Source organism: Pseudoxanthomonas sp. UTMC 1351 (genome assembly GCF_040948865.1).
Lineage (GTDB): Bacteria > Pseudomonadota > Gammaproteobacteria > Xanthomonadales > Xanthomonadaceae > Pseudoxanthomonas_A.
In genome coordinates, this window is the sequence record NZ_JAVGJT010000015.1 from 17,924 (window position 1) to 44,513 (window position 26,590).

Annotated in this window: 23 protein-coding genes; 18 read left to right on the forward strand and 5 right to left on the reverse strand. The window is 61.6% G+C overall.

Going from position 1 to position 26,590, the window contains the following annotated elements:
* Positions 1 to 120 precede the first annotated feature (120 nt).
* A complete protein-coding gene (locus AB6O04_RS11970) occupies positions 121 to 363 on the reverse strand; it encodes a DUF3297 family protein (RefSeq protein ID WP_368564181.1) in 243 nt (80 codons plus the stop codon).
* Between the two features lie 322 nt (positions 364 to 685).
* Between AB6O04_RS11970 and AB6O04_RS11975 the strand changes: the two genes are divergently transcribed.
* The 3 genes from AB6O04_RS11975 to AB6O04_RS11985 all read left to right on the forward strand — a co-directional run bounded on the left by AB6O04_RS11975 (position 686) and on the right by AB6O04_RS11985 (position 3,880).
* The gene (locus tag AB6O04_RS11975; protein ID WP_368564211.1) at positions 686 to 1,237 is read left to right on the forward strand and encodes a hypothetical protein; all 552 of its coding nucleotides are present in this window, start codon (positions 686 to 688) and stop codon (positions 1,235 to 1,237) included.
* A 365-nt stretch (positions 1,238 to 1,602) separates the two neighbouring features.
* Positions 1,603 to 1,995 (forward strand): BlaI/MecI/CopY family transcriptional regulator, encoded by a 393-nt coding sequence (locus tag AB6O04_RS11980; protein ID WP_368564182.1) that lies wholly within the window; start codon positions 1,603 to 1,605, stop codon positions 1,993 to 1,995.
* Position 1,996: 1 nt separating this feature from the next.
* Positions 1,997 to 3,880, forward strand: a complete 1,884-nt coding sequence (locus AB6O04_RS11985) for a M56 family metallopeptidase (protein WP_368564183.1) — start codon at positions 1,997 to 1,999, stop codon at positions 3,878 to 3,880.
* A 289-nt stretch (positions 3,881 to 4,169) separates the two neighbouring features.
* Here the strand turns inward: AB6O04_RS11985 and AB6O04_RS11990 are convergent, their stop codons facing one another.
* The 3 genes from AB6O04_RS11990 to AB6O04_RS12000 are packed head-to-tail and all read right to left on the reverse strand — an operon-like array spanning position 4,170 to position 5,656.
* Positions 4,170 to 4,454 carry a DUF4031 domain-containing protein gene (locus tag AB6O04_RS11990; protein ID WP_368564184.1) on the reverse strand — a complete coding sequence of 95 codons (285 nt, stop codon included), beginning with the start codon at positions 4,452 to 4,454 and terminating at the stop codon, positions 4,170 to 4,172.
* Positions 4,455 to 4,503: 49 nt separating this feature from the next.
* Positions 4,504 to 4,896 carry a DUF3037 domain-containing protein gene (locus AB6O04_RS11995; protein WP_368564185.1) on the reverse strand — a complete coding sequence of 131 codons (393 nt, stop codon included), beginning with the start codon at positions 4,894 to 4,896 and terminating at the stop codon, positions 4,504 to 4,506.
* The gene (locus tag AB6O04_RS12000) at positions 4,883 to 5,656 is read right to left on the reverse strand and encodes a HipA family kinase (RefSeq protein WP_368564187.1); all 774 of its coding nucleotides are present in this window, start codon (positions 5,654 to 5,656) and stop codon (positions 4,883 to 4,885) included. The genes AB6O04_RS11995 and AB6O04_RS12000 overlap by 14 nt, the downstream gene beginning before the upstream one ends.
* A gap of 605 nt (positions 5,657 to 6,261) precedes the next feature.
* Between AB6O04_RS12000 and AB6O04_RS12005 the strand changes: the two genes are divergently transcribed.
* The 7 genes from AB6O04_RS12005 to AB6O04_RS12035 all read left to right on the forward strand — a co-directional run bounded on the left by AB6O04_RS12005 (position 6,262) and on the right by AB6O04_RS12035 (position 16,146).
* Entirely contained in the window at positions 6,262 to 6,603 is a 342-nt protein-coding gene (locus AB6O04_RS12005) for a hypothetical protein (protein WP_368564189.1), read from the forward strand.
* Positions 6,604 to 6,739: 136 nt separating this feature from the next.
* A complete protein-coding gene (locus AB6O04_RS12010) occupies positions 6,740 to 7,153 on the forward strand; it encodes a CBS domain-containing protein (protein WP_368564190.1) in 414 nt (137 codons plus the stop codon).
* A gap of 325 nt (positions 7,154 to 7,478) precedes the next feature.
* Positions 7,479 to 7,913 (forward strand): low molecular weight protein-tyrosine-phosphatase, encoded by a 435-nt coding sequence (locus tag AB6O04_RS12015; protein WP_368564191.1) that lies wholly within the window; start codon positions 7,479 to 7,481, stop codon positions 7,911 to 7,913.
* Between the two features lie 281 nt (positions 7,914 to 8,194).
* Entirely contained in the window at positions 8,195 to 10,609 is a 2,415-nt protein-coding gene (locus AB6O04_RS12020) for a UDP-N-acetylglucosamine 2-epimerase (RefSeq protein ID WP_368564192.1), read from the forward strand.
* A 118-nt stretch (positions 10,610 to 10,727) separates the two neighbouring features.
* Entirely contained in the window at positions 10,728 to 12,980 is a 2,253-nt protein-coding gene (locus AB6O04_RS12025) for a polysaccharide biosynthesis tyrosine autokinase (RefSeq protein WP_368564195.1), read from the forward strand.
* Positions 12,981 to 13,621: 641 nt separating this feature from the next.
* Complete coding sequence (locus tag AB6O04_RS12030) at positions 13,622 to 15,046, forward strand: asparagine synthase-related protein (protein WP_368564196.1); 1,425 nt, start codon at positions 13,622 to 13,624, stop codon at positions 15,044 to 15,046.
* Between the two features lie 158 nt (positions 15,047 to 15,204).
* On the forward strand, positions 15,205 to 16,146 hold the full coding sequence (locus AB6O04_RS12035; RefSeq protein ID WP_368564199.1) for a right-handed parallel beta-helix repeat-containing protein: 942 nt from the start codon (positions 15,205 to 15,207) through the stop codon (positions 16,144 to 16,146).
* 213 nt (positions 16,147 to 16,359) lie between these two features.
* On the opposite strand, the gene AB6O04_RS12040 is transcribed toward AB6O04_RS12035, so the two are convergent.
* On the reverse strand, positions 16,360 to 17,553 hold the full coding sequence (locus AB6O04_RS12040) for a right-handed parallel beta-helix repeat-containing protein (RefSeq protein WP_368564200.1): 1,194 nt from the start codon (positions 17,551 to 17,553) through the stop codon (positions 16,360 to 16,362).
* A gap of 457 nt (positions 17,554 to 18,010) precedes the next feature.
* On the opposite strand from AB6O04_RS12040, the gene AB6O04_RS12045 reads away from it, so the two are divergent.
* The 8 genes from AB6O04_RS12045 (at position 18,011) to AB6O04_RS12080 (ending at position 26,552) form a co-directional block, all read left to right on the forward strand.
* Positions 18,011 to 18,916: a hypothetical protein gene (locus tag AB6O04_RS12045; protein WP_368564201.1), complete on the forward strand. Its 906-nt coding sequence runs from the start codon at positions 18,011 to 18,013 to the stop codon at positions 18,914 to 18,916.
* Positions 18,917 to 18,923: 7 nt separating this feature from the next.
* Complete coding sequence (locus AB6O04_RS12050; protein WP_368564202.1) at positions 18,924 to 20,096, forward strand: glycosyltransferase family 4 protein; 1,173 nt, start codon at positions 18,924 to 18,926, stop codon at positions 20,094 to 20,096.
* Positions 20,093 to 21,379, forward strand: coding sequence for a lipopolysaccharide biosynthesis protein (locus AB6O04_RS12055; RefSeq protein ID WP_368564205.1), 1,287 nt, complete (start codon positions 20,093 to 20,095; stop codon positions 21,377 to 21,379). Before AB6O04_RS12050 ends, AB6O04_RS12055 begins: the two co-directional genes overlap by 4 nt.
* Positions 21,379 to 22,536 carry a polysaccharide pyruvyl transferase family protein gene (locus AB6O04_RS12060; protein ID WP_368564206.1) on the forward strand — a complete coding sequence of 386 codons (1,158 nt, stop codon included), beginning with the start codon at positions 21,379 to 21,381 and terminating at the stop codon, positions 22,534 to 22,536. The genes AB6O04_RS12055 and AB6O04_RS12060 overlap by 1 nt, the downstream gene beginning before the upstream one ends.
* Positions 22,533 to 23,387, forward strand: a complete 855-nt coding sequence (locus AB6O04_RS12065) for a glycosyltransferase family 2 protein (protein ID WP_368564207.1) — start codon at positions 22,533 to 22,535, stop codon at positions 23,385 to 23,387. The genes AB6O04_RS12060 and AB6O04_RS12065 overlap by 4 nt, the downstream gene beginning before the upstream one ends.
* On the forward strand, positions 23,384 to 24,457 hold the full coding sequence (locus AB6O04_RS12070; protein WP_368564208.1) for an EpsG family protein: 1,074 nt from the start codon (positions 23,384 to 23,386) through the stop codon (positions 24,455 to 24,457). The genes AB6O04_RS12065 and AB6O04_RS12070 overlap by 4 nt, the downstream gene beginning before the upstream one ends.
* A gap of 7 nt (positions 24,458 to 24,464) precedes the next feature.
* Positions 24,465 to 25,238, forward strand: a complete 774-nt coding sequence (locus tag AB6O04_RS12075; RefSeq protein WP_368564209.1) for a YdcF family protein — start codon at positions 24,465 to 24,467, stop codon at positions 25,236 to 25,238.
* Between the two features lie 237 nt (positions 25,239 to 25,475).
* Complete coding sequence (locus AB6O04_RS12080) at positions 25,476 to 26,552, forward strand: polysaccharide biosynthesis/export family protein (protein WP_368564210.1); 1,077 nt, start codon at positions 25,476 to 25,478, stop codon at positions 26,550 to 26,552.
* Positions 26,553 to 26,590: the final 38 nt, after the last annotated feature.

Here is a 26,590-nt window from a genome sequence, read left to right on the forward strand (position 1 = left end):
TGCTCCGCTAGCGCCGTCATGGCTGATCAAGCGGCTCCGGCGCAGGCCGAGATCCGGCTCCTTGGAGCGGTGTTATCAGGCCGGATCCTTGCGGAACGCGCCTGATATCGCGACCACTCCTCAGTCCTGCGTGCGGAAATAGGCTTCCACCTGACCGTTGATCTTCAGCGTCATGGGATTGCCGCGGCGGTCCTTGGATTTTCCGACCGCCACCCGGATCCAGCCTTCGCTGACGCAATACTCTTCCACGTTGTCGCGTTCCACGCCGTTGAAGCGGATACCGATGCCGCGGTCCAGCATTTCGGCGTCGTGAAAAGGGCTGCGCGGATCGGAGGCCAAGCGGTCAGGAGGCGTATCGGTCATGGAAATCGTTGGCTGCATCGTGGCCAGCGCCACAGGGCCGACAAGGATAAACCAGACCGCCGCGGCCCGCTTTATGGCGCGCCCAACCCTCCGAAAGCCGCGCCACGTAGAGCGGAGCTTGTGCTTGCATCCCCTTGGAGGCTCCGCTGCTCTTCGCCCAGCCGCCAGGAGAAGGGCCGAACAACTCACCCGCGAAAGACTACAAGCCAAAGATTCCGCAGCAGCAACACGAAAGCGCGATAATGCGAAAACAGCCATCGCATTGCCTTTTTCCGCATATCGGCACGCCGCGGTACCCACACACTTCCTTTCGGCCCGCCTCATGTCCCTGCCTGACCAAGAATTCGACCCCGACGACAACTTCGACCAGGCCTTCCAGGATGAGGACGACATCGATCTGGACGACGCCGAAGCCCTGGTCTGGAATCTCCTGACGCTGATCAACCCCGGCGACGAAGAAACCGCGTTGCGCCAGTTTTCGGCCTACCGCGATGCGGCAGGCGAACCCGATGCCGGCGACCAAACGATCTGGTTCATCAAAGAGGTTGTTGATTGGACATCGGGTTTCTACGTGGATGAAAAAGACAGCGAAGCCCTTATCGACTGCCTGAACCAACTCGCCGCGCGGTACAGCATCGACATCGACTGGGGCGGCGATCCCAGCGACGATGAATTCCTGGAAAACACCGACGTGCCCGCATTGTTGAACACAGCCTACGACCGTTTGCGGGAACACGGCTATACCTTGTGGAACTGGAGCACCGGCAGCGATGCCTACGCCGGCTGGACAGCCCTCAGTCGTGATGACGAAGCGATGCAGCAACTCGCTTCTGTGATGGGCATCGATTTGCGACGGGGCAGCGACACGCTCTGATCGGCCACGTTCTGGTGTGAGCGTGATACCCGGTTGCAAATGCAAGCGAGCGCTTTGGACCACGCACTGCAAAGCGCCAATGGCACCGGCTTGCCAATTACGTTAGCGATTCGATGTCAGCTCTGTTTTTGCGCCTTCCGAGTTGTCTGTCGTGAGGCAAAAGCTCGCGGCGGGACGCCGCTCCTACAACAGCGCGATCCATCGGGGTAGCCGGCTTTTGTAACTACGTAGTGCGACCGGCGGTACGGGTGTGAAAAAGTCACCCTACCGTTCGTCGGCAAGCTGGCGACAATGACTTCCGGCAGGGTTGACTACAGATGTAGTCATGAGTCATGTTGACTACAGGTGTAGTCAATGGAATTCTCATGGCCAAGTCGCAAAAAACCATCGGCGATCAGGAGCTGGCACTGCTCCAGTATCTGTCGGAGCACGGCGAGGCTTCGGTGGGCGAAGTAGCTGCCGTTTTCGCCGAATCGCGTGGCCTGGCTCGCTCCACGGTGCTGACCATGATGGAGCGCCTGCGTGCCAAGTCCTATCTGCGCCGCCGCCATGTCAATGGGGTTTACCGCTATGCGCCGGTCGCGCGTCCCGATGACCTGATGCGCAGCGCGGTGGGCAGCTTCGTCGAGAAAACCTTGCAGGGTTCTGTCTCGCCTTTTGTGGCCTGGATGTCGGAGCGCACCGAAGTCAGTGAGGGCGAGCTGGCGGAACTCGAAGCGTTGGTCGCCACGCTTCAATCCAAGCGCAAGGAGAGCTGATATGGCGCTCGAATACATCAGCGAAATCCTGTTGCCGCGCCTGTTCGCCGCCAGCGTGCAATCGACATTGCTGGTCGCTGTGGTGTGGACGTTGTGCCGTCTGCTGCCGCGTTTGCCCGCGGCGGCGCGTTGCTGGCTATGGTGGCTGGTCGCCCTGCAATTAGTAGTGGGCGTGTTGTGGGCCAGTCCGTTGGCGCTGCCGTTGCTTCCTGCTGATTCCGAAATGCCGGCGATGCTAGCCCCCTTGCAGCCGCTCGCAACAACGACGGCTGTCGGTACCGCGGCGATTCTGCCCGCTATGTCGGAAGCTTCGCTTTCGTCCACTGCCCTTGCTCCTCCGTCGTCCGCTTGGTCATGGCCTCTAGTGTTGTCGTTGCTATGGCTGCTGGGCCTCAGCTTCATGATCACCCGCACATTAGTGGGTTATCTGACGACGCGTCGCCTGCTGCGGGAGTCCGTGCCATGCCGCGACGCCACATTGACGCAAGCATTGAATCTCGCCGCGGAAGCGCACGGCTTGCGCAAGACGCCGAAGCTGCGGTTGTCATCTGCTATCAGTTCGCCGCAACTGATCGGTCCGTGGTCGCCGGTGCTGATGCTGCCGGCGCATCGGCTGCCATCGCTGGATGCCGACGAACTGGATATGGCCCTCACCCACGAGTTGACGCATCTGCAGCGCGGCGATCTGTGGTGGGGCCTGCTGCCGTCGCTGGCGCAGCACGTGTTCTTCTTCCATCCACTCGCGCATCTGGCCGCGCGCGAGTACGCCTTCGCCCGCGAAGCCGCCTGCGATGCCGCCGTGCTTGCCGGAAATCCGCAATGCGCAGGTGACTATGGGCGCTTGCTCTTACGGCTCGGCGTCGCGACTCGTCCAAGTGCTGGTCTGGCCAGCGCCTCTCCCACTTTTCTCATGCTCAAGCGGAGACTGCTCATGTTGCAGCAAAGCGCTTCGCCCTTGCGCGCCAGTGCGCTGGTACTGACGGTCGCAGTCGCACTGGTCGGCGTGGTGCCTTATCGCGTCACTGCGCACGCGGCCCAACCCATCGCACCGGCTTCGAATCCCGCACCGGCTGCGAATGCATTTCCGGTACCGGTACCTGTCCCGGTGCCGATGGAGCTTCCAATCACAATGGCCTCTTCGCAGACGATGGCTGCTTCCCGCATCGTTCCTGCACCACCGGTGGTGCCCGTACCTCCCACGGCGCCTCCGGCTCCTTCTGCCATGGCGGCTGCTCCTGCCGCCCCACCCGCACCACCACGGCCCCTTGTCAGTAACGGCGTCTGGACGCATAGCAATAGCGACTACGCGCACGTATTGATCGACGGCAATACTACTAACGCCATTGGCAACGCCGATGATCTTCGCGCTGCGAAGTCGCAGCAGCGTAACGGCGGAGCGTTGCTGTGGGTGCGGAAAGGCGACAGCAAATACGTAGTGCGCGACGTGGCGACTATTCGTCGACTGCAAGCCGCCTACGCGCCTGTCGTGAAGCTGGGCGAAGAGCAAGGCCGCCTGGGCGAAAAGCAAGGTGAGCTGGGTGCCAAACAGGGCGAGCTAGGTGTGCGCCAGGGCGAGCTCGGCGCGCGGCAGGGCGAAATCGCGGCACAGCATGCGGTCGCGGTAGTGCGCAGTGTCAGCACCGACCCCGGCGTCCACAACAAGGCCCAGGCGGCCGACACGGAGAAGCGCCTTGCAGCCTTGGGAGAACAACAAGATCAACTTGGCCGCGAGCAACAAGCGCTCGGTACCAAACAGCAGGAACTCGGCCGCCAACAGCAGGCCTTGGGTGAGCGCCAGCGTGCCGCCAGCGAAGCGGCGCAACGTGAAGCCGAAAGGCTGATCGATGCAGCCATCGCTAACGGGTTGGCGCAACCGGTGCGGTAGCCGGAGAGCGGGGAACCGGGAATAGGAAACGGTTGCTCTCTGTCGCCGAACCCGCCTGCGCCGTGCTGGGCCGCAACGAGGCGTATCGCAACAGAGAGCGATGGCGAATAGCCATTGGAGGCGCTTCTCGTGGAGCGGATTAATTCCCTGCAGGAGCGACGTAAGTCGCGACGTTGATGTTTCAGGTCGCGACTTACGTCGCTCCCACAAGGATGCCATGCCGACGTCGTTGCCACGGCGGCTTGACTCTCGAAATAGGATCTCGGCGCTACGAAAGCGCGGTACTAGGTCACTGCGCCAACCCGCGCCCTTGTGCCTTGGCGTTGCGAATGACCGCGCGGACGAGATCGCGGTCGCGGTGGCGGGAAATAGGGATGGCGCCGAGTTGGATGGCGTGCTCGCGTACGTCAGCGGGAAGATCGTAATGCGCGCCGCTGGTCTTGTTCTGGAAAGCGCGCCGTGGAATACCCAGGCGATCGGCGAAGGCATGCAGTTCATCCAGCGTGTCGGCCATCAGGTGGGCCCAGCGCTGGCCACGCCATAGTGTCACCGCGTCATCGACGTAGACGCTCATGCGCGCGACTGGCTAAAGCGCGTGGTTGAAACAAGACCCGCAAAAAGACTCATCGTGGCGGCCGCACCATGCGATCCATCAAGTGCTCCAGGATGGCGGGCATATCGCCGCATTTGCCCATGTGTACCGGCGAGGTCTGGATGATGGAACTGCGCTTGGCGGTGAGCCAGTGGAAGCGCGCGCGATGCGGCAGCAGTCCGATAGGGCCGGCTTGCGCACCGCCGCGGCATATCGCAGGAATGGCATCCAGATGGCGGCGCAGGGATTCCAGGTCCAGCGTGGGGTCCAAGGCCAGTAGCCGGGATTCCTCCGGTTCGATGCGCGCGTCCAGAAAGCCAGTCCTTTCGCAGGACAGAATGACGCCCACGTTGACGAATTCTTCCCGCTCCACCCGCGGCACCACACGGATCACCGCATAGTCGTAGGTATCAAGTGCGTGCACGGATCGCCTCCTGCACGAACGCCGCGCGCTGCGCCAGCCGCAGCACCAAATAGTCCACGTATGCGCCGCGTTGTTCGGCTGGCTCGGCGAAAGCGTCTTCGCTGTCCAGCCAGGCATCGGGAATCTGCGACACGACGCCGGCGATAACATCGCGATCCAACTTGGCAGCCGCTTCCGCATCAGCTTGGGCCAGCGTTGCCGCCCACGGCAGCAGCACGTGGTCCTTGATCAGAACAAAAGGTTTGTCGGCACCGGCGGTACGCCCGTCCCACCCATGGTGAAAGTAAAGCGCCGCGCCGTGATCTATCAGGTACAGCTGCCGGTGCCACATCAATAGGTTGGTATTGCGAGCGGTACGGTCGACGTTGCTGACGTAGGCGTCGAACCAGACGATCCGGGATGCGAGATCCGGTGAGGGTTGTTCCGCCACCGGATCGAAATTCACCGCGCCTGGCAGGTAATCCAGCGCAAGGTTCAGCCCAGCACTGGCGCGTATCAGGTGCTGGATCTCGGGATCGCCTTCCGTCCTCGCCAGATCCGGGTCCAATTCCGCCAGTACGATTTCAGGCACTGGCAAGCCAAGCGCGCGTGCGATGCCACCGGCTACCAGTTCGGCGATCAATGCCTTGGGCCCCTGGCCGGCACCGCGGAACTTGAGCACGTACATGCCTTGGTCGTCGGCCTCGATCACCGCGGGCATGGAGCCCCCTTCCCTAAGGGGAGTGACATAGCGAGTGGCGGCTATCGTTCGGAGGGGCATCGGCACAGGATAACCGCGCACAACGCCTGCACAGCAAGGAAGCTAGCCAATGAAATCCGCCAAGGGAAAAAGGCGGGCGCCGGAGGGAGCAGAACCGTGACCCGCATAGAAAAGAGGTATCGGCGGAGGGCGGTCGCTTCGCGAGTCCGGCTACCCGCCCAGGAAACGGGCACCACACCACCGCAAGGTGCCGCTCCTGCCGCAGCGGAGAATCGATAGGCGATCCAGACGAGGTTGACCCGCACTTCTCGCGAAACCAATAAAACGGTTTGGCGTCGATTCTCCAGTGGGTCCTGGGTCAAAGCTTCTTTGCGGAGTTTCTGAATTCAGGCTTGGCCAACCCAAGTAGGTTGGCACCCACGCGACCTTTATAAGATGTTGCCCGCGAAAACGGAGTGTAGGGTGTGTCTCCAGATTGTTAGCGCTTAACGAGATTCAGCCGGCGTACGACAAAGACATTCTCCCGGCCGCTTATGAACGTGAGCCCCTGCGTGGCGTTCATACAGACCGTCCATTTTCATTCTTTTAACCTCACCTCCATGTGAAATTTACATCCTGGAGCGTATTCATGAACATCTTCGTCATCCCCCAAGGAGGTCTTGAAGATGGGCAGTTTGAATCAGTATCCGTCCAGTGGTCGCTTCCGCTGCGAGGTCGTGGATATCAAGGCGGAGCTGGAGCAGTGGAAGAGGGACATACACGAGTATGGGTTTTATGAACCCGGTGTGCCGTTCAAAAAATACGAGCCCAGCCTGCTTTTCGCTTACGATGCCTATCTGCAGCACCACAAGATTCCGCTGGACGAGTTGCTGCGCACCTTGGAAGCCAAGTACAGCGAACGATTCGACAGGATGGATCGCATGGACTGGCATGTAATGCGCGAGTTGTTGCAGCAGGTGTGGCAACGCATGGGTGGATCACTTGGCACCACGCGTACCAGGCAATAGCAAGCCGTCGCGCAAGCGCGAACAAACAAAACTCAAAAAGCGTCGGCGGCTGTTCACAGCTGTCGACGTTTTTTTTCACCATGCTTTTATTGCGGGGCCGATAGGCTTGTCGGACGAGCGAACCGAGGAGCTAGCGATGAAAGTGCACGAAATGATGACGACGGACGTATGCGTCGTGTCGCCGAACAATACGTTGCGCGATGCCGCGATGCTGATGGAAAAGATGGACATCGGCAGCCTGCCTGTAGGCACCAATGACCGCTTGGTAGGCATCATCACCGACCGCGACATAGCGGTACGCGCCGTCGCCCACGGTAAGACGCCGGACACCACTGTGCAGGAAGCGATGTCGACCGACATCAAATACTGCTACGAAGATGAAGACGTCGACCATGTCGCCCGCAACATGGCCGATCTTGAGTTGCGCAGGATGCCGGTGGTCAATCGCGACAAGCGCCTGGTCGGCGTGGTGTCGCTATCCAACTTCGCCTACAGCGGCGATCGGAAAGCATCCGACAAGCTGCTGAAGGGTGTTGCGGCGCCGCATTGATCGGAAGGCGGATGCGTAGCGACATCCGATAGCGACACAGGTCCTACGAAGGCGCCCCGCGTATGCGGGGCGCTTTTTTATTTGGGGCTTGCTGACCCTCACCAACCCGAGAATTCCAATAGGCGCTTTCCATAACGTTGCGACGGAACTCCATTATCAAGAGTCCAGCGTGCCGAGGATCATATCGTCGGATTCACCGTGGTGATTATCAAGTGAAGGCTGGTAGATGAGCTGCGGAGAATATCGTGATGGCAGCGTGAAGCGATCATGCCAGTAAGCGCGTGCGGCTGTTAGGTATACAGGTTCTACTCATTAATATTAGCGAATGTCGAAACGCATACTGATCGTCTGTGTTGGAAACCTATGCCGCAGTCCAACGGCCGAAGTGTTGCTGCGGCACGCATTGCCTGCCGATACGTACGCAGTTAAGTCGGCTGGCCTGGCGGCCGTCTATGGAAACCCCATGGATCCAAGGGCGGCAGCGCTGCTGGCGGAGCGTGGTTTCAGCGGCGAAAACCACATTTCCCACCGGGTAAACCGGCCACTTGTCGAGGGCGCCGACATCGTTCTGGCCATGGAAAAAAAGCACATGACCGCGCTATCAAAGTTGGCCCCGGGTGCCCGCGCAAAAATCCACCTGTTGGGAAAATGGCAGGGCAATCTGGAAATCCCCGACCCTTACCGCCGGGACTTGTCCGCGTACGAGCGCGCATATCAGATGATCGATGAAAGTATCAAGCATTGGTGTCCACGCATTTAGCTCGTCTTTTAACACGTGACACCGCTTTCACGACTGGCCGTCCGGGCGCGTAATAATGGCTGCGCGTAATGTCCTTTCATCAGAATGCAGCCTGTTCTTCACCCTGTCATCAGATTTTTTCCACTAAATTCTCTTCGATATAACAGGACGGCCAGCATGCGCGTTGCCGGTGAAATGCCGCCATGGTGCATGAGGGTTAACCGCTGAGGGGCGTGGTTGCTGTAGGTGCGGATGCACACGGATTCCAAAAAAACCCATAAATAAGTCCGAGGCAAAGGTGCATGGAGAACCCCAAACTGGTGGCGGCCAGCGCTATCGCACTGGCAGTCACCTTAGTAGCCATTTTTTCGATGCGTCCCTGGGCCCGGCGTCTGGGACTGGTGGATAAACCGGATGCCCGGAAGCGTCATCGCGGCCGCATTCCCCTGATCGGAGGGCTGTGCTTTTTCTTCGGCACTCTGGTCGGGCTTACCTATCTGGGGTATCTGGATCGGTTTGTCATGAGCCTGATGGCCGGCGGAGCGCTGCTGGTCGCCGCAGGCGTAGTGGACGACGTCAAGGACACCAGTGTCCGCTCCCGGCTGCTGATAGAAGCCACCGCTGCCGCCATGGTGATCGTGGTGTCGGGTTTCTATATCGACCATCTGGGTGATCTGCTCGGCATCGAAGGATTCCGTCTCGGGTTGATCGGTATTCCTGTAACGGTCTTCGCCGTTATCGGACTGATCAACGCCTTCAACATGTTGGATGGGATCGACGGCCTCGCCGCTGCCATGGCGATGGTCAGCATCGCCGCCGTACTGCTTTACGACACTGCCGGAATGTCATCGCCAGGCGTGCTGTTTCTGCTGCAAATTCTGTTCGCGGCGCTCGTGCCCTACCTGTGCGTCAATCTTGGGTGGCCGGACGGGCGCAAGATCTTCATGGGCGATGCGGGCAGCACGCTGATCGGGTTCGTGCTGGCGTGGAGCCTCATCTATGTGAGCCATCGCAGCGTCGGCCGAACGGCACCGGTCGATGTGCTGTGGTGCGTGGCACTGCCGGTGATGGATACGCTGGCGGTGATGCACCGGCGTATCAGGCTGGGCCGCTCGCCGTTCAAGCCGGACAGACAGCACCTGCATCATCTTTTGGTCGACGCCGGATGTCCGCCGCGCATGGCGCTGGTGGCCATCGTGTCGGCTGCCGGCGTGCTGGTGATGCTGGGCTATGCATTGCGCGGCGCACCCGAGACAGTGAGCGCGGCACTTTTCGTCGCTGTGCTGGCCGCGTACATGTTGTGGTTGCCGCCGTTGCTCGCATGGCTCCGCAAGCCAAAGGAGTGGCGTTCGCCATCGGCTGGCCCGTCGATGCCATGGAGCTCTGTCGCCACTGATCGCACGTTGGCGCTGGAACGCATCGCCGCAGTTCCTTCCGGCTTGCCTGTACTGATCGACGAAGTTACCGAACAGGATCTGCAGACGGCCGGACCCGCTGTCGAAGCGCCGTCGTCCGTTAAGACGTTATGCGTGCTTGCGGCCGCGCCGGATGCCGTCAAGATGGCGCCGATTGCGCAGAAGCTGTTGCACGACGAACGGTTTGATTCGACCGTGTGCGTTACCGCTACTCCTCGCCATGATGCCGAGCAGGTGCTGCGGCTGTTCGACCTGCAGGCGGACGTGCAACTCGAAGCCGGCTCGGGTGAGGACCCGGCCGATGCCGCTTTCGCCGCGCTCGGTGGAATGAAGCGCGTGTTGAACGAAGTCCAGCCGGACCTGGTGCTGGTGCCTGAAGATGCGTCAACTACCTTGGCGGCGGCGCTGGCGGCCTACTACCGTCATATTCCCGTGGTGAGCATCGAAACCGGGCACCCGGACGCGGCCGCCAGCCACCTCAATGGTGATGCCAGTCGGAAGATCATCCATACGCTGGCCTCGCTGCACGTCGTTCACAGTGAACACGCCGAACGCGACCTGCTTTCCGAAGGTGTCCCCGCCGATCGCATGCTGGTGACCGGAGATACCGCCGTCGACACTCTGCACATGGCGCTGGGACGCCTGCGACGGGACGCCGTATTGAACCAGGATCTGGCGCGCCGGTTCTCGTTCCTGCGCGCGGGCAGTCCTTTGCTCCTGGTCGCCTGCCGCGGCGGCATGGCCGAGAACGGCAGCGTGGTCGCCGGTGCATTGCGCCGCGTTGCGCCCTGGCACCCGGAAATCGATATCGCCTGTCCGACCGAGCTGATACCCCGCTCCCTGGACAGCGCCGAAGCGCCGCTCAGCATATTCAACAACGTGCATTCCATCGATCCGCAGGACTACCTGGCCTGGGTCTATCTGCTGAACGCGGCGCATCTGATCGTGGCCGACAGCGAAACCCAAGCCGAAGCCGCGGCGCTGGGCAAACCGGTGCTGGTGGTGCAGGGAGGCTCGCATCCGGTGGACGTCATTGAACGCGCCAACGTGAAAGCGGTGGGCCCGAACCCGACGACCATGGCCGACCGCATCCTGACGTTGCTGGGCGAGCAACCCGCTTACGAAGCGATGTGCCTGGAATCGGAAGATTGGAGCGGCGAAGACATCGCATGCCAACGCATCATCGAAGCATTGGCGGACCTGTGCCCCACAAAAACCGCCTCCGCGATCCCGACGCGGGGCACAGGCCCGCTTATCGCTCCAGGCCTGGAAGGTATCCAAGGTATCCGGGGGGCGCTATGAACCCGCTACATCCACATCCGCCGGATAGCGGACGCGAAGAACGGCAGCAACTCAACCGCGCAGGCAGGCCCTTGTCGCAGCTGTGCGCGGTGACTCCCACTTTGACTGGTGAAGCACTATGGCTACGCATTTAATGACGAGGACCGCCACGCGCGGTCAGACGCCGACGATCCACGACGACGACATCGACCTGCCGTCTCTGGTGACGACGCTCTCTGAAAATAAACGGACCATTCTGTTGGGAACGGGCTTGTTCCTGCTCGCCAGCCTCGCCTACATCGTACTGGTCACACCCAAGTACGAAGCCAACGCCGTGGTGCAGGTCCAGAACAGGCTTCCCAACGTGCCCGGTTTGAGCAGCAGCAACGCGATGGCGGCGCCGTCGCCCGCTGAAGCGCCAGCCGCCACCGAGATACAGCTGCTGACGTCGCGCCGAGTGCTGGGCCAGGCACTGGAGAAGCTTGATCTGGATATCGCCATCGAGCCCTTCCGCTTGCCGCTGATCGGCGATTTCATCGCGCGTCAGTATCAATCATCGAAGCCCGGCGATCTGGCATCGCCCTGGTTCGGACTGAGCCGTTATGGCTGGGGCGGCGAGCGGGTGAAGATCGCGCGGTTGGACGTGCCGCCGGAATACGTCGACGTTCCGCTGCAAATGAATGTCGGCCAAGGAGGCCGCTATACCTTGTCCGATGGCGAAGGCCGCGTGCTGGTACAAGGGCGCGCGGGGCAGGACGTGGACAGCAACGGCATCAAGGTGCGGGTGAACGAACTCGTCGCCAATCCCGGCATGCGCTTCAAGGTCAAGCGTCTGGACACCACCACGATCATGGCCGGCCTGAAGCGCGACGTTATCGCTACCGAGCAGGGCCGCAGCTCCGGCGTCATCTCGCTGACGTACGCGGATACCGATCCGCTGCGTGCCAAGCGCGTGCTGGATGAAATCACTCAGGCCTACGTACACCAGAACGTCGCCCGCAATTCCGCCGAGGCGGCCAAGCGTCTGAAGTTCGTTACCGAGCAGTTGCCGAATGTACGCGACGAGCTGGCGAAAGCGCAGGCAGCGCTGCGCGACTTCCAGAACCGCACCCAGACCTTGGATGTCGGTGTGCAGAACAAGGCGCTGATCGACCAGACCATCGCGCTGGACACAGGTATCCAGCAGCTGCGTATCCAGATGACGGACATCGCGAGCCGATACACGCCGGAGCACCCCAGCTATCAGGCGTTGCAGCGGCAGATCGGCCAGTTTCAGGGCGAGAAGAACGCGCTCATGGGTCGGATCAAGCAACTGCCGGACACGCAGCAGGGTTTGTTCCGTCTGAACCGCGATGTCGAGGTGACCAACCAGACCTATGCCAATCTGTTGGATCAGGCGCAACAGCTCGACATCGCGCGTGCCAGCGCGGTGGGCAATGCGTTGGTGATCGATCCGGCGGCGGTCAACATGCGTAATCCCGCATGGCCGCAAACGCTCCCAATCCTTGCCGGAGGCACCCTGCTGGGCGCTTTCGTGATGGTGGCCTTCGTCTTGCTGCAGCAGACGTTCAAGCGCGGAGTCGAGGACCCCATCGATATCGAACTGCTGGGCCTGCCCGTCTACGCCTCGATACCTTTCAGCGAAAAAGGCCGCGAGCTGAGCGTGCACCAGAATCGCTACAGCCGCGATGGGCGGCAGCATCTGCTCGCCCTGCGTGCGCCCACGGACCTGGCGATGGAGGCTTTGCGCACGCTGCGCACCAGCCTGCACTTCGCGCGCTTGAAGACCAAGAACAATCTGCTGATGATCGCCGCGCCAAGTCCCGGCGTGGGCAAGACCTTTGTCTGCGCCAATCTCGCCGTCGCTATTGCCCAGGCAGGACAGCGCGTGCTGCTGATCGATGCGGACATGCGCCGCGGCACCTTGCATAAAGCACTCGGCGTCCGTTGGGAAGGGGGGCTGTCCGAATTGCTCTCCGGGCGGGTCGAGCTGGAGGACGCCATCCGCCGCGTCCCCGGTACCGACAATCTGTCGTTCATCTCGCGGGGATCAGCGCCTCCCAATCCTTCAGAGCTGCTGATGAACCCGAAGTTCGCTTCGTTGTTGCAGCAGTTAGGGCAGCAGTACGACATCGTCGTGATCGATACACCGCCGGTGCTGGCGGTAACCGATGCCGCGGTCATCGGCCATCACGTGGGCACCAGCCTGATGGTGGTGCGTTGGGGCTTGAACCAGCAACGGGAGATCGCGTTGGCCAAGCAACGGTTGGAGCAGAACGGCGTGCGCGTCAAAGGCGCCATATTCAATGGCGTGCAGAAGCGCGGCGCCGGCCGGTACGCGTACAGCTATTACGAGTACATCCCTGCCCGCAACAACTCGAAGCTGGGTTGAGCGCAGGGCCACGCCGCAATCCAGTGCGCGCGGGGCAAGAAGAAAGAGGAGACGTATGCCGATACATGCCGGAATGATGACGCTGCACCGTGCGCACTGGGTTGCGGCCCGTCGGGTTGCTTCTCCGCGTTCCGCCCCTGTAGGAGCGGCGTCCCGCCGCGAGCTCTTCCGTCAGGTCGTTTTAAAACCAAGAGCAGTTGAAGCGCGAGCGTTCGCCATCCGGACGCGCTGCGGCGCGCTTTCGATCGAGCAGGCCGAGAGGTTACCGGGGCGCGGAGCGGCGTCCCGCCGCGAGCTCTTCCCGTCAGATCGCGATGGAAGCCAAGAAGCAACTGAAGCACACGCGTTCGCCATCTGGACGCGCTGCGGCGCGCTTTCGATCGAGCAGGCCGAGAGGCTATCGGGGCGCGGAGCGGCGTCCCGCCGCGAGCTCTTCCGTCAGACCGCTGCAAAGCCGAGAGCAGTTGAAGCACACGCGTTCGCCATCCGGAGGTGCCGCCGCGAACGCTTCCTGTCAGATCGCGATAGAAGCAAAAGCTCGCGCCGGGGACGGCGCTCCCACAAGGGCGAGCGTTTGGTAAAGGCGAGAAACAACGTGACCCATTCCAATAGTGTTCACAGGCCCTAGCATGCAGATCACCATGTCCCCGTACTACGGTAAGCCGGACTTCTCCGCGTTGTCGAAGGGCAGCGCCGCGCGCGAACGGATCGATCTGATATCCGTGGCCGACATACTGCGCAACGCGTTCGTCTATCCACCGCATTCGATCTTCGAGGACGTGAAACTGGTGACCTTCGGCTTCTGTCCCAATCACGACATGCACGTGGCGCCGGTATTCCATTTCAAGTTCCGCAATGCCGGCGAGGTACCCGAGGTCGCGAAGCAGGACCAGGATTGGGTAGGTGTCTACCATCGCTTGCTCTGTCAGGCCATCAGCAATTCGTGTTCCGAGATGAAAGCGCCATGGCTGCTGCAGAGCGGTGGCAAGGATTCGACCACGCTGGCGATCGCCGCAGCCGATGCCAGGCCGGATACCACCTGCATCACTTATCTTGGCGGCCGCGAGGAGAACGAACTGGAGTCGGCCCGCCACGTCGCCAGATCGCTGGGCTTGCGGCATGAAGCGCTGGTGTGCGATCCCGGCCGGGCATATGACCGTTATGTCGCGGTGGCCGATCGCATGCCGTTGCTGACCGCCGACTTCGCCTTGCTTTCCTATGTGGACCTGGCCACCGAGGTCGCTGCGCGTGGTGGCGACGGCGTTATCGATGGATTGGGGGCGGACAGCTATTTCGGCACGCCGGTGGACCGGCAACAACGGATACTCGCCAGGCTGGCTCGGAATATCCGCCTGCCAAGCAACGTCGCTGAACTACCGTTGGTCGATCGCAGTTTCCAGCTGTGCTTCATGCTGGGCACGTTGCAGATGAATGCGATCGAACGCGTCTTCCCCGGTTCGCGTTTCAGCGATACGGAAGTTGACAGCTTGTTCGGGCGTCCCATCTCGCGTGAATCGCGTGCTCGCCTGGCGTTGTTCAACGATGAGATCGCATCGGCGACCAGCCTTTGGGAATGGCGCGATATGTCGATGTCCATCGCCGGGTCGGCCGGCGCGTTCGCCAAAGGGTTGTACACCGCCAGCGCCTTGTCGCTGCAAGCGGCCTATCCATTCTGCGACCGCACGCTGCGCGAGTGGATCCACCGCGAGGTGCCGCGCGATCAGAAGGTCGACCCGGTCACCCACGTCAACAAGATGCTGATCCGCAAGCACATCGCCACCCGCTTTGGCGAGGATCTGCCTTACGTGCGCAAGAAAGGCAGCTTTCGGTTCGATCTGTGCGGTCTGGCGGCGCAACGCTTCGACCTGGTGCGCAGCTACGCGGAGCAAACCAGCGATCTGCTGCCTGGCGCCGTACCCTGGCTGGACAGAAACCGGCGGCGGTTGGACAACAAATATCACGCTTCCAAATTCTATCTGCTGGCTATCGTGCTGCCCTGGATGGTCGAGCATCGTCGCGAGATCGCAATGCAGCGTGAGGTCGCATTGCAGACGGTCGCGGCATGAATCCCGATTGGGAAGAAAGCCCAGGTTCGGCAGCGCGAAGAGACTTTCTGGGTGGCTTGCTCACGTTTACCGCCTCCGCATTGGTTTGCGGTACGAGCGTCGTTCTGGCGGCGCCCGCGAGTGCGGTAGCGAGGAAGCGTGGAAGCGCGAGAATCGACGTGCGCGACCATGGCGCAAAAGGGGATGGCGAACATGACGACACCGATTCCTTCCAGGATGCGGTCGACGCATTGCCGGAAGACGGCGGGACCTTGTACGTGCCGGCCGGCGCCTACGTCATCGATCCCACGCGCAGCGTGAAGCTGCGGAGCCGCATGCACCTGTCCATGGCAACCGGTGCCAGGCTCCTGGCCAAGGCAAATGCCGCCCCGCGTGCGTACGTGCTGTTGGCGCAGGAACTGGAAGATGTGGAAATCTCCGGCGGTCGCATCATCGGCGACCGCGACTCGCACCTGGGCACCACCGGCGAATGGGGCCACGGCATCCGGGTCCGCGGCTGCTCCGGCGTTACTATCCGCAATATCCACATTTCACGCTGCTGGGGCGATGGCATTTCCGCGGGTGGCATCAAGCATCCTGGCGAGCCCAGCCGGCCCGGCCGCGATTATGTGTTCGAGAAGGTGGTCTCCACCGAAAACCGCCGCCAAGGCCTGACCATCGGCAGCTCGCGGCGCGTGCGCATACGCAATTGCGAATTCAGCTATACCGGCGGCATAGCGCCTGGCGCGGGTATCGACATTGAACCAGATGTCGATGTCGCGAGCGATGTCGTGATAGAGAACTGTCTGGTGCGCGGCAATCGCGGACCGGGAATTTCGCTGTTCAAGCGTGCCGCCGACGTGACGATCAGGAACTGCACCATCGAGCGCAACCGGGGTGACGGCATTCTGGCGGTAACGGCCATCGATTGCGTCTTCGTCGGCAACATCATCCGGGAAAATACCCTGCGCGGCATAAACCTGCGCACCCGTTCGCGCAATGTGCGCGTAGCCGGAAACCGGATCAAGGACAATGACCGCGGGCGCGGTGGCAAGCACCAGGTACGGATCGCCGAGGACAGCGTTGCGGTTCGGATGGGGCCGGACAACGTGGTGGAGTGACGCCAAGCAAGACCGACTGTTTAAAGCTATGTAGGAGCGGCGTCCCGCCGCGAGCTCTTAGCTTCTATCGCGACCTGATGGAAAGAGCTCGCGGCGAGACGCCGCTCCTACCGGAGAGATACTGCTCCTACGGCCGCATGCGATGGTCGCGCACAAAAAAGGATGCCGGCTATGCCGGCATCCTTCGCGAGTGAAACGAAACTACAACTGCCGCTATTTCGCGTAGTAGTTGGTGGTCACACCGATGCTGCGGCAATCGTCCGTTTTCTGGATGTGAGCGCCGTTGCCGTTGTTCCCACCCACCAGGCCGGACATCGCCACATACGGCGATGCCGCGGTCTTGACGCCGTGCAGGCGGGTATTGTTGTTGCGGAAGTAGTTTCCGGCGGCCTTGTAGTTGTACGTACCGGCACGCAACATCAACCCCTGAAGGTAGTTGTGGCGGATCCGGTTCTGCGAGATATACCCGGTCAGCGGCGCGATGGTCAGGACGCCGTAGCCGCCATTGCTGGTAATCGTGCAGCGTTTGATCGTGACGGTGCTGACCCGCTTGTAGACCATGATGCCGTTGGCCTGGTTGTTATCGAGCAGGCAGTTCTCGATGCGGATATCCGACGCGGTATTGCTGTTGCTCGGCTCGATGTCGATACCGCAACCGAAGGTCAGACCATTGCAGTTGCTGAATTCGCTGTCGTAGACCCTGACGCCGTGTGCGTTGGCGATGGTCAGGCCATGGCGGCGGTTGCCGGTAGAGACGACATTGGCAATGGTGATGCTGCGTGAAGCAATGGGAGCGGCATTGGACACCATGGCACCGCCGACGCATACGCCGTCGCCCCAGCACTTGGAAACGTGGATATCGCGGATGACGATGCTGGTTGAGCCCAGTACCTGGATCCCGTGGCCCCATTCGCCCGTCGTTCCCAGGTGGTTGTCGCGGTCTCCCACGAGCCTGCCACCGGAAATCTCGACGTTGTTCACCTTGTAGAGCATCAGTGTGTAGGCGCGGTCCTCACTGTTGCGCCTGGTCGCCAATATGGCGCCGTCAGCAAGCCTCAGATGCATGTTGCTGCGCAGGCGAACGGAAACCCTGGGATCGAGCGAATACGTGCCTGCCGGCACGTCGACCGTGCCGCCGGTAGACGGCAGGGCATTGATCGCTCGCTGGAACGCGGCCGTGTCGTCGTTGTCTCCGTTGCCCAGCGCACCGTAGCTGCGCACGCTGACGACTGTGCTGCCACGTTTCAGGGATGGAAGCGAGTAGTTCGCGGAAGCAACCGCGGCCATGACGGGCCCGGCCAGGCCCGATAGCGAGACGGGCAACGCGAGTAAAGCCGATTTGCGCAGGAAATTGCGCCGCGCCATCCCTGGCCCGCACGAAGTGCGTGCGAGTTGATTATTGCTCATGGAGTAGGTTTTCCCAGTTGGAGTGCTTGTTAGGTCGCGCCTATCGCGTCCTGCCGATAACCACCTTTGCGACCATTTTTTTAATCTATCGCAGTTCTTCACTTTCGCTTCACTGGATGTGCGTATTTGTGATGGGATTTTGGATTTACTTCGCTGAAGGGTTCATGCGCACCGTTATTCAAATTGGTGAAAGGCGCATTAATATTGGTGAATACGCTCTTGGTTAGCTGAATGCGCGCGCAAATCCAAAATATTTCCTGAAAAATTTTCGTTACCGAGCGGTAATGAACGGGCGGCAATACTATCGATAGTTACCGCCGCAAATGCTTCTGCTGAAGCCGCGCCGTGTTTTGAGAAGCGCAGCCTATCGCGCTCATTGGGTCTTCACGACGTCCGTGCAAAATTTCCCCCATTCATAAATCGAGATAAATAGATAGAAACTCTTGCCGGAAGCCGCGTGATTCCCTTCCTTCAACCACATCAGGTCCACCATATGGGCGCCTCTGCCAGCGATAGCGTTGCGAGCGTAGCCACACCGGCGAGCCAAGCCGTCCATCCTCCGGTGGACCTGCTTTGGACCGGCGGCTGGGATTCGACGTTCCAGCTGTTGCAGCTGTTGCTGCTCCACCGCCGTGAGGTCGTGCCTCACTATCTGCTGGACCCAACGCGGCCCTCCACCCGCGCCGAACTGGCCGCAATGGAGCGCATCCGCGACGCGCTGTTCGAGAAGTATCCGTACACACGGCAATTGCTGGCGCCACTTCAAAAGTTCAATGTCGCCGACCTGGCGCCGGATGCACGCGTGACCGATGCGTTCCGTCGTATCGTGGCCGAGAGATTCATCGGCAGCCAGTACGAATGGCTGGCGAGATTCCGCAACCAGCAGGGCATCGCGCAGCTTGAACTCGCCGCGGGCCACCGCGGCGGCAGGATCCAAGGCATTATCGGACGATTCGTGATGCAGACCGATGGTGGCGGCTATCGCACCTACAGGATCAGTTCCCAATACCGCGATACCAAGGAATTCCTGATCTTCGGCGGATTCTCGTTTCCGCTGTTCGAGCTGGGGAAAAGCGAAACGGCCGACATCGCCCGGGAGCGGGGCTGGATCGACATACTAAGCATGACGTGGTTCTGCCATAAGCCCCATGGCGCGAAACCTTGTGGGTACTGCAACCCCTGCCTGTACGCGGTGGATGAAGGTTTCGGCTGGCGTATTCCGCGGGGTAATCGCATCAAGGGTGCTTTCTACCGTAGGTTCGTCCGGCCGATGAAGGCGCCGGCAAAAGCGGCGATGCGCCACCTGGGGCTGCGAAAGGAAGGCGCTCCGGGTGATTCGTTGGCAACCAAGGGCGGTGCTTGAAAGCCCAATGAAATTCGCCTTCTTCGCTAATACAGACTGGTATCTCTACAACTTCAGATTGACCACGGCCTTGCGGCTGAGGTCGCTGGGTGTCGAGACCGTCATGATTTCACCGCCGGGCGATTTCGGTGGCCGTTTTGCCCAGCACGGCGTGCGCTGGTTGACGCTGCCGATGGATCGCGCAAGCCTCAATCCGCTGCGCGAAGCTCTGGTGCTGCGGCGATTGGCGCAGCTTCTGAAGGACGAGCGCCCCGATCTGCTGCATAACTTCACGGTGAAGTGCGCGGTATACGGCGCGTTGGCGGCGCGCGGCGCCGCGGTTCCGGCGGTCGTCAATGCCGTTGCCGGCATGGGCTACGTGTTCACCAGCAATAATCCCAAAGCGCGCGTGCTGAGGCCTGTCGTCAGCGAGCTGATGCGCCGTACGCTGGCCTGTGGGAACTCGCGCATCATTCTGCAGAACCCGGACGATGCCGAGGCATTCACCGGACTTCGGCTCGCCGCCCCGGAGAAGATTCGCCTGATCCGCAGTTCCGGCGTCGACATACAACGTTTCCGTCCGATGGATCGAGATGCGGCGGCGGTGCGCCCACTGCGGGTGATTTTGGCCGCGCGACTGCTGTGGGAGAAAGGCATCCGCGAGTACGTGGACGCGGCCCTGCTGTTGCGCCAACAAGGGCGGCAGATCGAATTCTTGCTGGCGGGTATGCCCGATCCCGGAAACCCCGGGTCGGTCGGGCGCGACGAAGTGGAACGATGGAACCGGGAAGGTGTGCTGAAGTGGCTGGGCCATGTCGACGATATGCCGGCACTGTTGCGCGAGGTCGACGTGATGGCGCTCCCCAGCTACTACCGGGAGGGCGTGCCCAAGAGCTTGATTGAAGGTGCCGCCAGTGGTTTGGCGCTGGTCACCACGGGGCTGCCCGGCTGTAGGGAAGTCGTCACCGAACATGGCGTGGACGGCCTGCGAGTGGAACCGCGCAGCGCCAGCTCGCTGGCCGATGCGCTGGCCCGGTTGGACGATGACCGGCAGCTGGTGCGCAGGCTCGGCGCGCAAGCGCGCGAGCAAGTGCTACAGCATTTCGATGAGCGGATCGTCATCCAGAAAACCATCGACGTCTATGGTGAGCTGCTGGGAGCGCCGTTGACGGACGAGACGCCGCAGTACGTTGTCTCATGATTCCGCGCTCATGGCGTTCGGCGTTCGCCGCGGTTTCCATGCTGTGGCTGGCCACGATGGCGGGAGCGTTCTTCGTGTTCCTGGCTCAGGCGATACTCGCACGGCGTCTGGGCCCCCACGAGTACGGCCTGTTCGCTTCTTCATTGGCGACGGTTTCCATGGTGGCGCCGTTGGCCGGCTTCGGCTTGTCGCAATTCCGCCTGCGGGTGTACGGGGCGGAAGGTTGGCAGGGCGACCGCTGGCTTTCCTCGTCGCTATGGTTCACGACACTGACGACGCTGCTGGCAATAGGTTCGATCGTGGCGTGGGCGTTGCTCGGCGCGCCGGTAGATGCCGCGACACGGGCGACGCTGCTGCTGCTCACACCGGTGGTCCTTGGGCTGCTGGGGATCAATCTGGTTGGCAGCAAATGGCGTTTGGAAGATCGCTACGGCGCGTTGGCCAGTCTGCACTTGATGATGCCGGCCGGGCGTCTTCTGGTCGCGCTGTTGGCATTGCTGGTGCCCATGACCGCCTATTCCGCTGCGGTCGGTTATGGCGTGGTGGGGCTGCTTGTCGCCGCGATCTCATATCCGCCGACGCGCGCCATGCTTAGCGGCCAGATGCAGCTGCGTGGGCATGGCCCGCGCGTGGAGGGACCGATGCCCGCGGATCCCGGCATAGCCGAACTATGGCGTGAAGCCTGGCCATACGGTGTGGCCGCTATACTTTATCCGGTGTTTTTCCAGGTAAGTACGGTGCTGGTCAAATACATCAATGGCGACACGCAGGCAGGGCGTTACGGCATCGCAATGGCCGTGATGACCGCGATCTACCTACTGCCTTCCACGATCTACCAGAAGTTCCTGCTGTCCAAGCTGCATCGCTGGGCAGTGCACGATCAACCCAAGTTCTGGCGTGTCTACCACCAGGGCAATATCGGCATGTTGCTGCTGGGGCTTGGGACCGGACTGGGATTGGCGGCGTCGGCGCCGTGGCTGGTGCCATGGATATTCGGCGAAGACTATCGCTTGGTTGCCCGCATCCTGATGGTGCTGGCGATATGCGTTCCCATTCGCTTCCTGTCCACATCAGTGGGTTCGGCGCTGCTCACGGGCGGGCACATGCGCTACCGCGTGCGTGCAATGACGTGGGCGACAATCGCGGCGGTGGTGCTGAACGTACTTCTGATTCCCGAATTCAACGAGTTCGGCGCGGCCGCCGCCACCGTGGCTGCGGAAATCCTGCTGTTGCTTTCCATGTATCTCGGCGTACGCCGTATCAAGACATTCGTGGAGGAATGATGGAGCGCGATCTACGCGTCAGCTTTACCGGGTACTACGGTATGCGCAATTTCGGCGACGATTTGTTCGGCGCGATCTGCACGGCCGCCGCGCCCCGATTCTGGGGTGCAAGACCGCGGGTCGTTGGTCCGGCGATCGACGGCGTGAGTTCGCACTACACGATGCCCGCGTGGTATCCGCCGGCCACTTATGGCGCGACTAATATGGTCGGTCAGGCGAGCCGGTTCTACAGTTTTCTTCGTGCGGTGCGCGACACCGATGTATTGGTCATGGGCGGTGGTTCGGTGATCAACGGCCATGGATCGTTTCGTCGGCCGCTGATGTTGTCGGCCCAGCGCCGTGGACGTCTGCAACTGGCCGCGGTCGGGGTGTCGGTGGGTCCGTTCGGCAGCCAGGCAGCGCAAGACTCGGCCGCAGCGTTCATGCGCCAGTTCTCCTACATTGCCGTGCGCGACCGCCGTTCCTACGAACTGGCGGCCAAGATGGGGGTGGCGGATCGTGTTCACCACGGCCGCGACCTTGCCGGCTTATTGCCGCTGTTGCTGCCCATGACAGAACGGCCGCCGTTGCCTGTACCAGGAGATTCGCTGCGCATCGGTATCGCACCGTGCCGCTATAGCGCTCGCGCGGACTACCCGACGCCTGAGCCTGCCGCGCTTCAGGTGTCGTTGATCGAGGCGCTGGTGCGGCTGAACAGCCGATATCGCGTGCAGCCTGAAATATTCAGCCTCAACGACCACCCGGAGCATGGCGATCTCAAACTGTCCGAGGCATTGCAGCAGGGACTGTCCGCACATGGCATTTCCGCCGAGCTGACTCGCTATCGCCGTAGCGACCCGGTCGCCATGGCGCAGGCGATCGCCAAGTGCGATACGTTCGTCAGTACGCGCCTGCACGGTGCGATCGTCGCCTACATGCTGGGCGTGCCGTTCCTGATCGTCGACTATCACCCGAAATGTGCCGATTTTGCCGACGACATCGGTTTGCCCTGGTCGCGGCGGATCACCGCGCAGCATCACAGCGCCGCCGCATTCGCGCAGGGATTCGATGCGATGTTCGGTGAGTACGACACTCCGGGGCTTTCGCGCGACGACTATGCGCTGCAGGCCCAGGAGATTTTTTTGCGTGCGCCGTGGGGAAGGGCCATTGCGGCATGAACGCCAACGTGCCGCTGATGCAGACACCTTCGCGCGCGCCCGTCAGTGCGGTAGTTCCGTGTTACCGCTGCACCGATACCGTGGGCGACGCCGTTGCGTCGATCGCTGCCCAGACGCTGCCGCCGGCGGAAGTTCTGTTGGTCGACGACTGTAGCGGAGACGGTACGCTGGAGACGCTGCATTCGCTTGCCCGCGCTTATCCTGCCGGCTGGATCAAAGTTGTCGCGCTGCCCGTTAACAGTGGCCCGTCGCGCGCGCGCAATGCCGGCTGGGAGCAGGCCACCCAGGAATACGTTGCGTTCCTGGATTCGGACGATAGCTGGGCGCCGCGCAAACTGGAGTTGCAGGTGAAGGCGCTCTTGGCGGATCCGCAGATCGCTTTGATATCGCACCGCATCCGGGTGCGCAGCCGTGGCCTTGAGCCGGAATCGCTTCGCAAGCCGATCCGCACGACCATTGTCGGTCGCCGGCGCTTGCTGCTGAACAATCCGTTCTCTACTCCCTCGGTGGTGTTGCGGCGTGACCTTCCGTTCCGGTTCAACGAAAAGTTCCGGCTCGTCGAGGACTACCTGCTATGGGCGCAGATCGCGCATTCCGGCTATCGCTGCGCCAAGATCAACCAGGTTCTGGCTTACCTGCACAAGCCGGCCTTCGGCGCCGGCGGACTAAGCGGAGACCTCGACGCGATGCATCGGGCCGGCCGCGAGGTCGGCAACGAGCTGCAGCGAATGGGCCTGGTCAGCGCGCGTGAACGCATGTTCACGCGCAGTGTCGGCAAGATCCGCCGTGCACGCCGCCACTTGGTGCTGTGGCTGCGCCGCCTCCAATCAGGAGATCAGCTTTCTCCATGACCACGACAACCACCACCCTCCTGAGGCCGCGCGATTCGTCGCTGCGGCCACAGCAAGAAAGTCATTCGGCGGCGGCAACGGGTCTTAGCCTGATACTGCTGTTGGCGGTAGCGGTCTTCGGTTGCTGGTTGATCGGCACCCGGCCGCTTGAATTGGGGACCGACACTGATGCGTACGCCGGCTTCTATCAGCGTCTGAAAGGCGGCCTGGTGGAAACCCGCCTGGAACCTGGATTCGTCTATCTGAGCTATGTGCTGCAACAGATGGGCGTAAGTGTCATCGGGTATCAAGCGGTGCTGTTCGCGCTGCTGTTGGGAACCGCCGCCGTCGCCACCCGGCGCTACTTCCATTATCTTGGCGCCGCCAGCGGCTTCTTTACTCTCCTCAGCGCATCGGTGATGTTTCTGCTGATTTCGCCGATGTTCGTCAACGCGTCGATCAATGCGATCCGGCAGGGACTGGCGGCGCTACTGGTCTTCGCCGCGCTATTGGCCTTTCATCAGCGATATTGGTGGAAATTCGCGTTGTGGGGGGCGCTGGCTACCAGCTTTCACTACTCGTCGCTGCTGTATCTGGCCTTCGCTCCGGTGCTTCTGCTGCGGCCCAGTTTCCAGCGCTATCTGGCCGCGGCCGCTTTTCTGTTCTATGTATCCGGCTTGTCGATGGCGGCGGTACGCACGGCGTTGCCATCGGTATACCAGATCGTCATGGAGTACACCGCCACCACGCGCTTCGAATCGGGGGTGCGAATAGACTTCGCCATATTCTCCATCTTCTGGTATGTGCTTCCGCACGTGCTTGCGCCGATGGTGCGGTTTCCTTACCGGGAACGAATCAAGGACAGCACGGCGGTCTATCTGGTGTTGCTGCTGCCGTTCTTTTCGGTCGGCTGGGGATTTTTCTCCAATCGCTACCTGTTGCCAGGCTGGCTTGCGGTGTCGCTGATACTGGCGGCGGTGCTCTGTCACAATCGGCTCGCCTTCCTGCGTAATCCTTTGCTGATACGGATGTGCCTGGTGGCCTCGTGCGCTGTCTTCTACGTGCTCGTGACCCGTGCCATCGTGATCTGACGCGCCTATGTTGTCATTGCTGCAAAGCTTCGTGGTCTCGCTGACCTTCCCGCTGACGCTGTCGCTGTGGCTGCTCGGGGCCGGCGCGATATTGTTGCTGTTGCGCCGGCGAAAGGCGGCGGTGGCGCTTACCGTGTTCGCGGTGGGGTGGTCACTGATCTGGTCGATTCCGCAAGCGTCGGATTGGTTGCGCGGCCATCTGGAATTCCACTACCCCAAGGTGAACGAAGAAACTCTGCCGAAAGCCGACGCCATCGTGGTCCTGGGCGGGGGGCAGTACTACGGCTGGCTCAAGAAAGAGAACGTTCGGCTGAGTGATCTTGAAAGCAGCCGTGTGGCGGCGGGCGCGCGGGCATGGTTGGCCGGGCGAGCACCGGTGATCATTCTGACCGGGGGAAAGGCCGGGCGTATCAGTGAGGCGCAGCGTATGGCCGAGGCCATCAACCGGTTGGGAGTGCCGGACTCTGCATTGTTGCTGGAGGAGCGCAGTCGGAGTACCCGGGAAAACGCGCAGTACACCGCGGCGTTGGCCAAGCCACGCAGCATACGAACGGTGTTGCTGGTCACTTCGGGCTTGCACATGCCGCGCGCCGCGCTGGTTTTCCGTGAAGCCGGTTTTCACGTCGTGCCGGTGCCCGTACCGGAACGCGCGCGACGCATGAGCTGGGTACGCAGCTGGTTGCCGTCGCCCAGTGCGCTGTGGCGCAGTGGCCGGGCAATGAAGGAGTTCGCGGCGTTGGCCGCGACCTATTTGCAAAGCAAAGCCGATACATCCATGTGATCTGTTCGTGAAAGCGATTTGATGAACACTGGCAGACCAGGCTTTGTTCCTTCACGCGTTTACCGCAACCCCCAATTTAGGCTTCCAATGTGACCTGCAGCACACGCCTATTGTTGGCCGACGCTGTCGAGACCACGCGATCGGTAGTCGGCACATCCCATCGCAACTAGCGGCATACGGCGGTCGACGCACGGTGCCGGTGCCATGACCTTATGAGGGCCTATCAAGGTGAAAATCATGCTTCGTATTGGCGCGGCCGCACTGGCCGCCATGCTTGCCGGATGCGCACTAGGACCAGGTCAGCGGATGACAGGGAACCACGCATTGGTGGAGGGCGGCGACGTGGAGATGATCGCCATTACGCCAGAAGTGATTTCGGCGCCCCGCAGCGCCGTGGAACTCCCCCCTGAGTTGGCCAGCTACAAGCCGGAGTCGTACCAGATACATCCTGGCGACACGATTCTGGTCACGGTCTGGGATCATCCTGAATTGACGACGCCTGCGGGTAGCCAGCAACAGGCGATCACCAACGGCCGTCTGGTACAGCCGGACGGCACGTTCTTCTATCCCTATGCCGGCAAGATCAATGTCTCCGGCATGACCATCGAGCAGCTGCGCAGCACACTGGCCGAACGGCTGGGGCGTTATCTGCGCAACCCGCAGCTGGACGTCAACGTCGTCGGTTTCGGCAGCCGCGTGGCGCTGCAGGGTGCCTTCACCGATACCACACCGCAGGAGTTCACGACGGTACCGCTGACTCTCGCGCAGGCCATCGGCAGGGGACGTATCAATGTCGAGCAGGCCGATCTGTCCGGTATGGTGCTGACCCGCGACGGACGCAACTATCAACTCGATCTGGATGCATTGAACCGGAACGGCAATATCGCCCAGGACATTTACCTGAAGCCGGGCGATCGCCTGTTCCTGCCGTTCAACGACCGCAAGGAAGTCTATGTGGTAGGTGAAGTGTTGCGCCCACAGTCGCTCACTTTCAAGACTACGGACATGACGCTCACCCAGGCGCTCGGCCGGACCGGTGGTTTGAATCCGGTGACATCCAAGGGCGGGGCGGTCTACGTGATCCGCGGCGTGGAGAACATGCAAAGCGCACCAGCGAAGGTCTATCACCTTGACGCGACATCACCGGTCGCTTTCGCCCTGGCCGATCAGTTCTCGCTGCGCCCGGGCGACGTGGTGTGGGTGGGCCCGGCAGGCATCACGCGTTGGAACCGCTTCCTGACCCAGCTGTTGCCGCTCTCGGGCATCATCAGCAACGCGGCGGCGGCTCAGTACAACATCGGTGGTCGCGATTGACCACCCACCGGGGGGGGCGGAGGGGGGGGCCGGGGGGG

Excerpts from the sequence above, each read along its gene's own strand:
- AB6O04_RS11970 (WP_368564181.1), bottom strand. The coding sequence starts at position 363 with ATGACCGATACGCCTCCTGACCGCTTGGCCTCCGATCCGCGCAGCCCT.
- AB6O04_RS11975 (WP_368564211.1), top strand. The coding sequence starts at position 686 with ATGTCCCTGCCTGACCAAGAATTCGACCCCGACGACAACTTCGACCAG.
- AB6O04_RS11980 (WP_368564182.1), top strand. The coding sequence starts at position 1,603 with ATGGCCAAGTCGCAAAAAACCATCGGCGATCAGGAGCTGGCACTGCTC.
- AB6O04_RS11985 (WP_368564183.1), top strand. The coding sequence starts at position 1,997 with ATGGCGCTCGAATACATCAGCGAAATCCTGTTGCCGCGCCTGTTCGCC.
- AB6O04_RS11990 (WP_368564184.1), bottom strand. The coding sequence starts at position 4,454 with ATGAGCGTCTACGTCGATGACGCGGTGACACTATGGCGTGGCCAGCGC.
- AB6O04_RS12000 (WP_368564187.1), bottom strand. The coding sequence starts at position 5,656 with ATGCCCCTCCGAACGATAGCCGCCACTCGCTATGTCACTCCCCTTAGG.
- AB6O04_RS12005 (WP_368564189.1), top strand. The coding sequence starts at position 6,262 with ATGGGCAGTTTGAATCAGTATCCGTCCAGTGGTCGCTTCCGCTGCGAG.
- AB6O04_RS12010 (WP_368564190.1), top strand. The coding sequence starts at position 6,740 with ATGAAAGTGCACGAAATGATGACGACGGACGTATGCGTCGTGTCGCCG.
- AB6O04_RS12015 (WP_368564191.1), top strand. The coding sequence starts at position 7,479 with ATGTCGAAACGCATACTGATCGTCTGTGTTGGAAACCTATGCCGCAGT.
- AB6O04_RS12020 (WP_368564192.1), top strand. The coding sequence starts at position 8,195 with ATGGAGAACCCCAAACTGGTGGCGGCCAGCGCTATCGCACTGGCAGTC.
- AB6O04_RS12025 (WP_368564195.1), top strand. The coding sequence starts at position 10,728 with ATGGCTACGCATTTAATGACGAGGACCGCCACGCGCGGTCAGACGCCG.
- AB6O04_RS12030 (WP_368564196.1), top strand. The coding sequence starts at position 13,622 with ATGTCCCCGTACTACGGTAAGCCGGACTTCTCCGCGTTGTCGAAGGGC.
- AB6O04_RS12040 (WP_368564200.1), bottom strand. The coding sequence starts at position 17,553 with ATGAGCAATAATCAACTCGCACGCACTTCGTGCGGGCCAGGGATGGCG.
- AB6O04_RS12050 (WP_368564202.1), top strand. The coding sequence starts at position 18,924 with ATGAAATTCGCCTTCTTCGCTAATACAGACTGGTATCTCTACAACTTC.
- AB6O04_RS12055 (WP_368564205.1), top strand. The coding sequence starts at position 20,093 with ATGATTCCGCGCTCATGGCGTTCGGCGTTCGCCGCGGTTTCCATGCTG.
- AB6O04_RS12060 (WP_368564206.1), top strand. The coding sequence starts at position 21,379 with ATGGAGCGCGATCTACGCGTCAGCTTTACCGGGTACTACGGTATGCGC.
- AB6O04_RS12065 (WP_368564207.1), top strand. The coding sequence starts at position 22,533 with ATGAACGCCAACGTGCCGCTGATGCAGACACCTTCGCGCGCGCCCGTC.
- AB6O04_RS12070 (WP_368564208.1), top strand. The coding sequence starts at position 23,384 with ATGACCACGACAACCACCACCCTCCTGAGGCCGCGCGATTCGTCGCTG.
- AB6O04_RS12075 (WP_368564209.1), top strand. The coding sequence starts at position 24,465 with ATGTTGTCATTGCTGCAAAGCTTCGTGGTCTCGCTGACCTTCCCGCTG.
- AB6O04_RS12080 (WP_368564210.1), top strand. The coding sequence starts at position 25,476 with ATGCTTCGTATTGGCGCGGCCGCACTGGCCGCCATGCTTGCCGGATGC.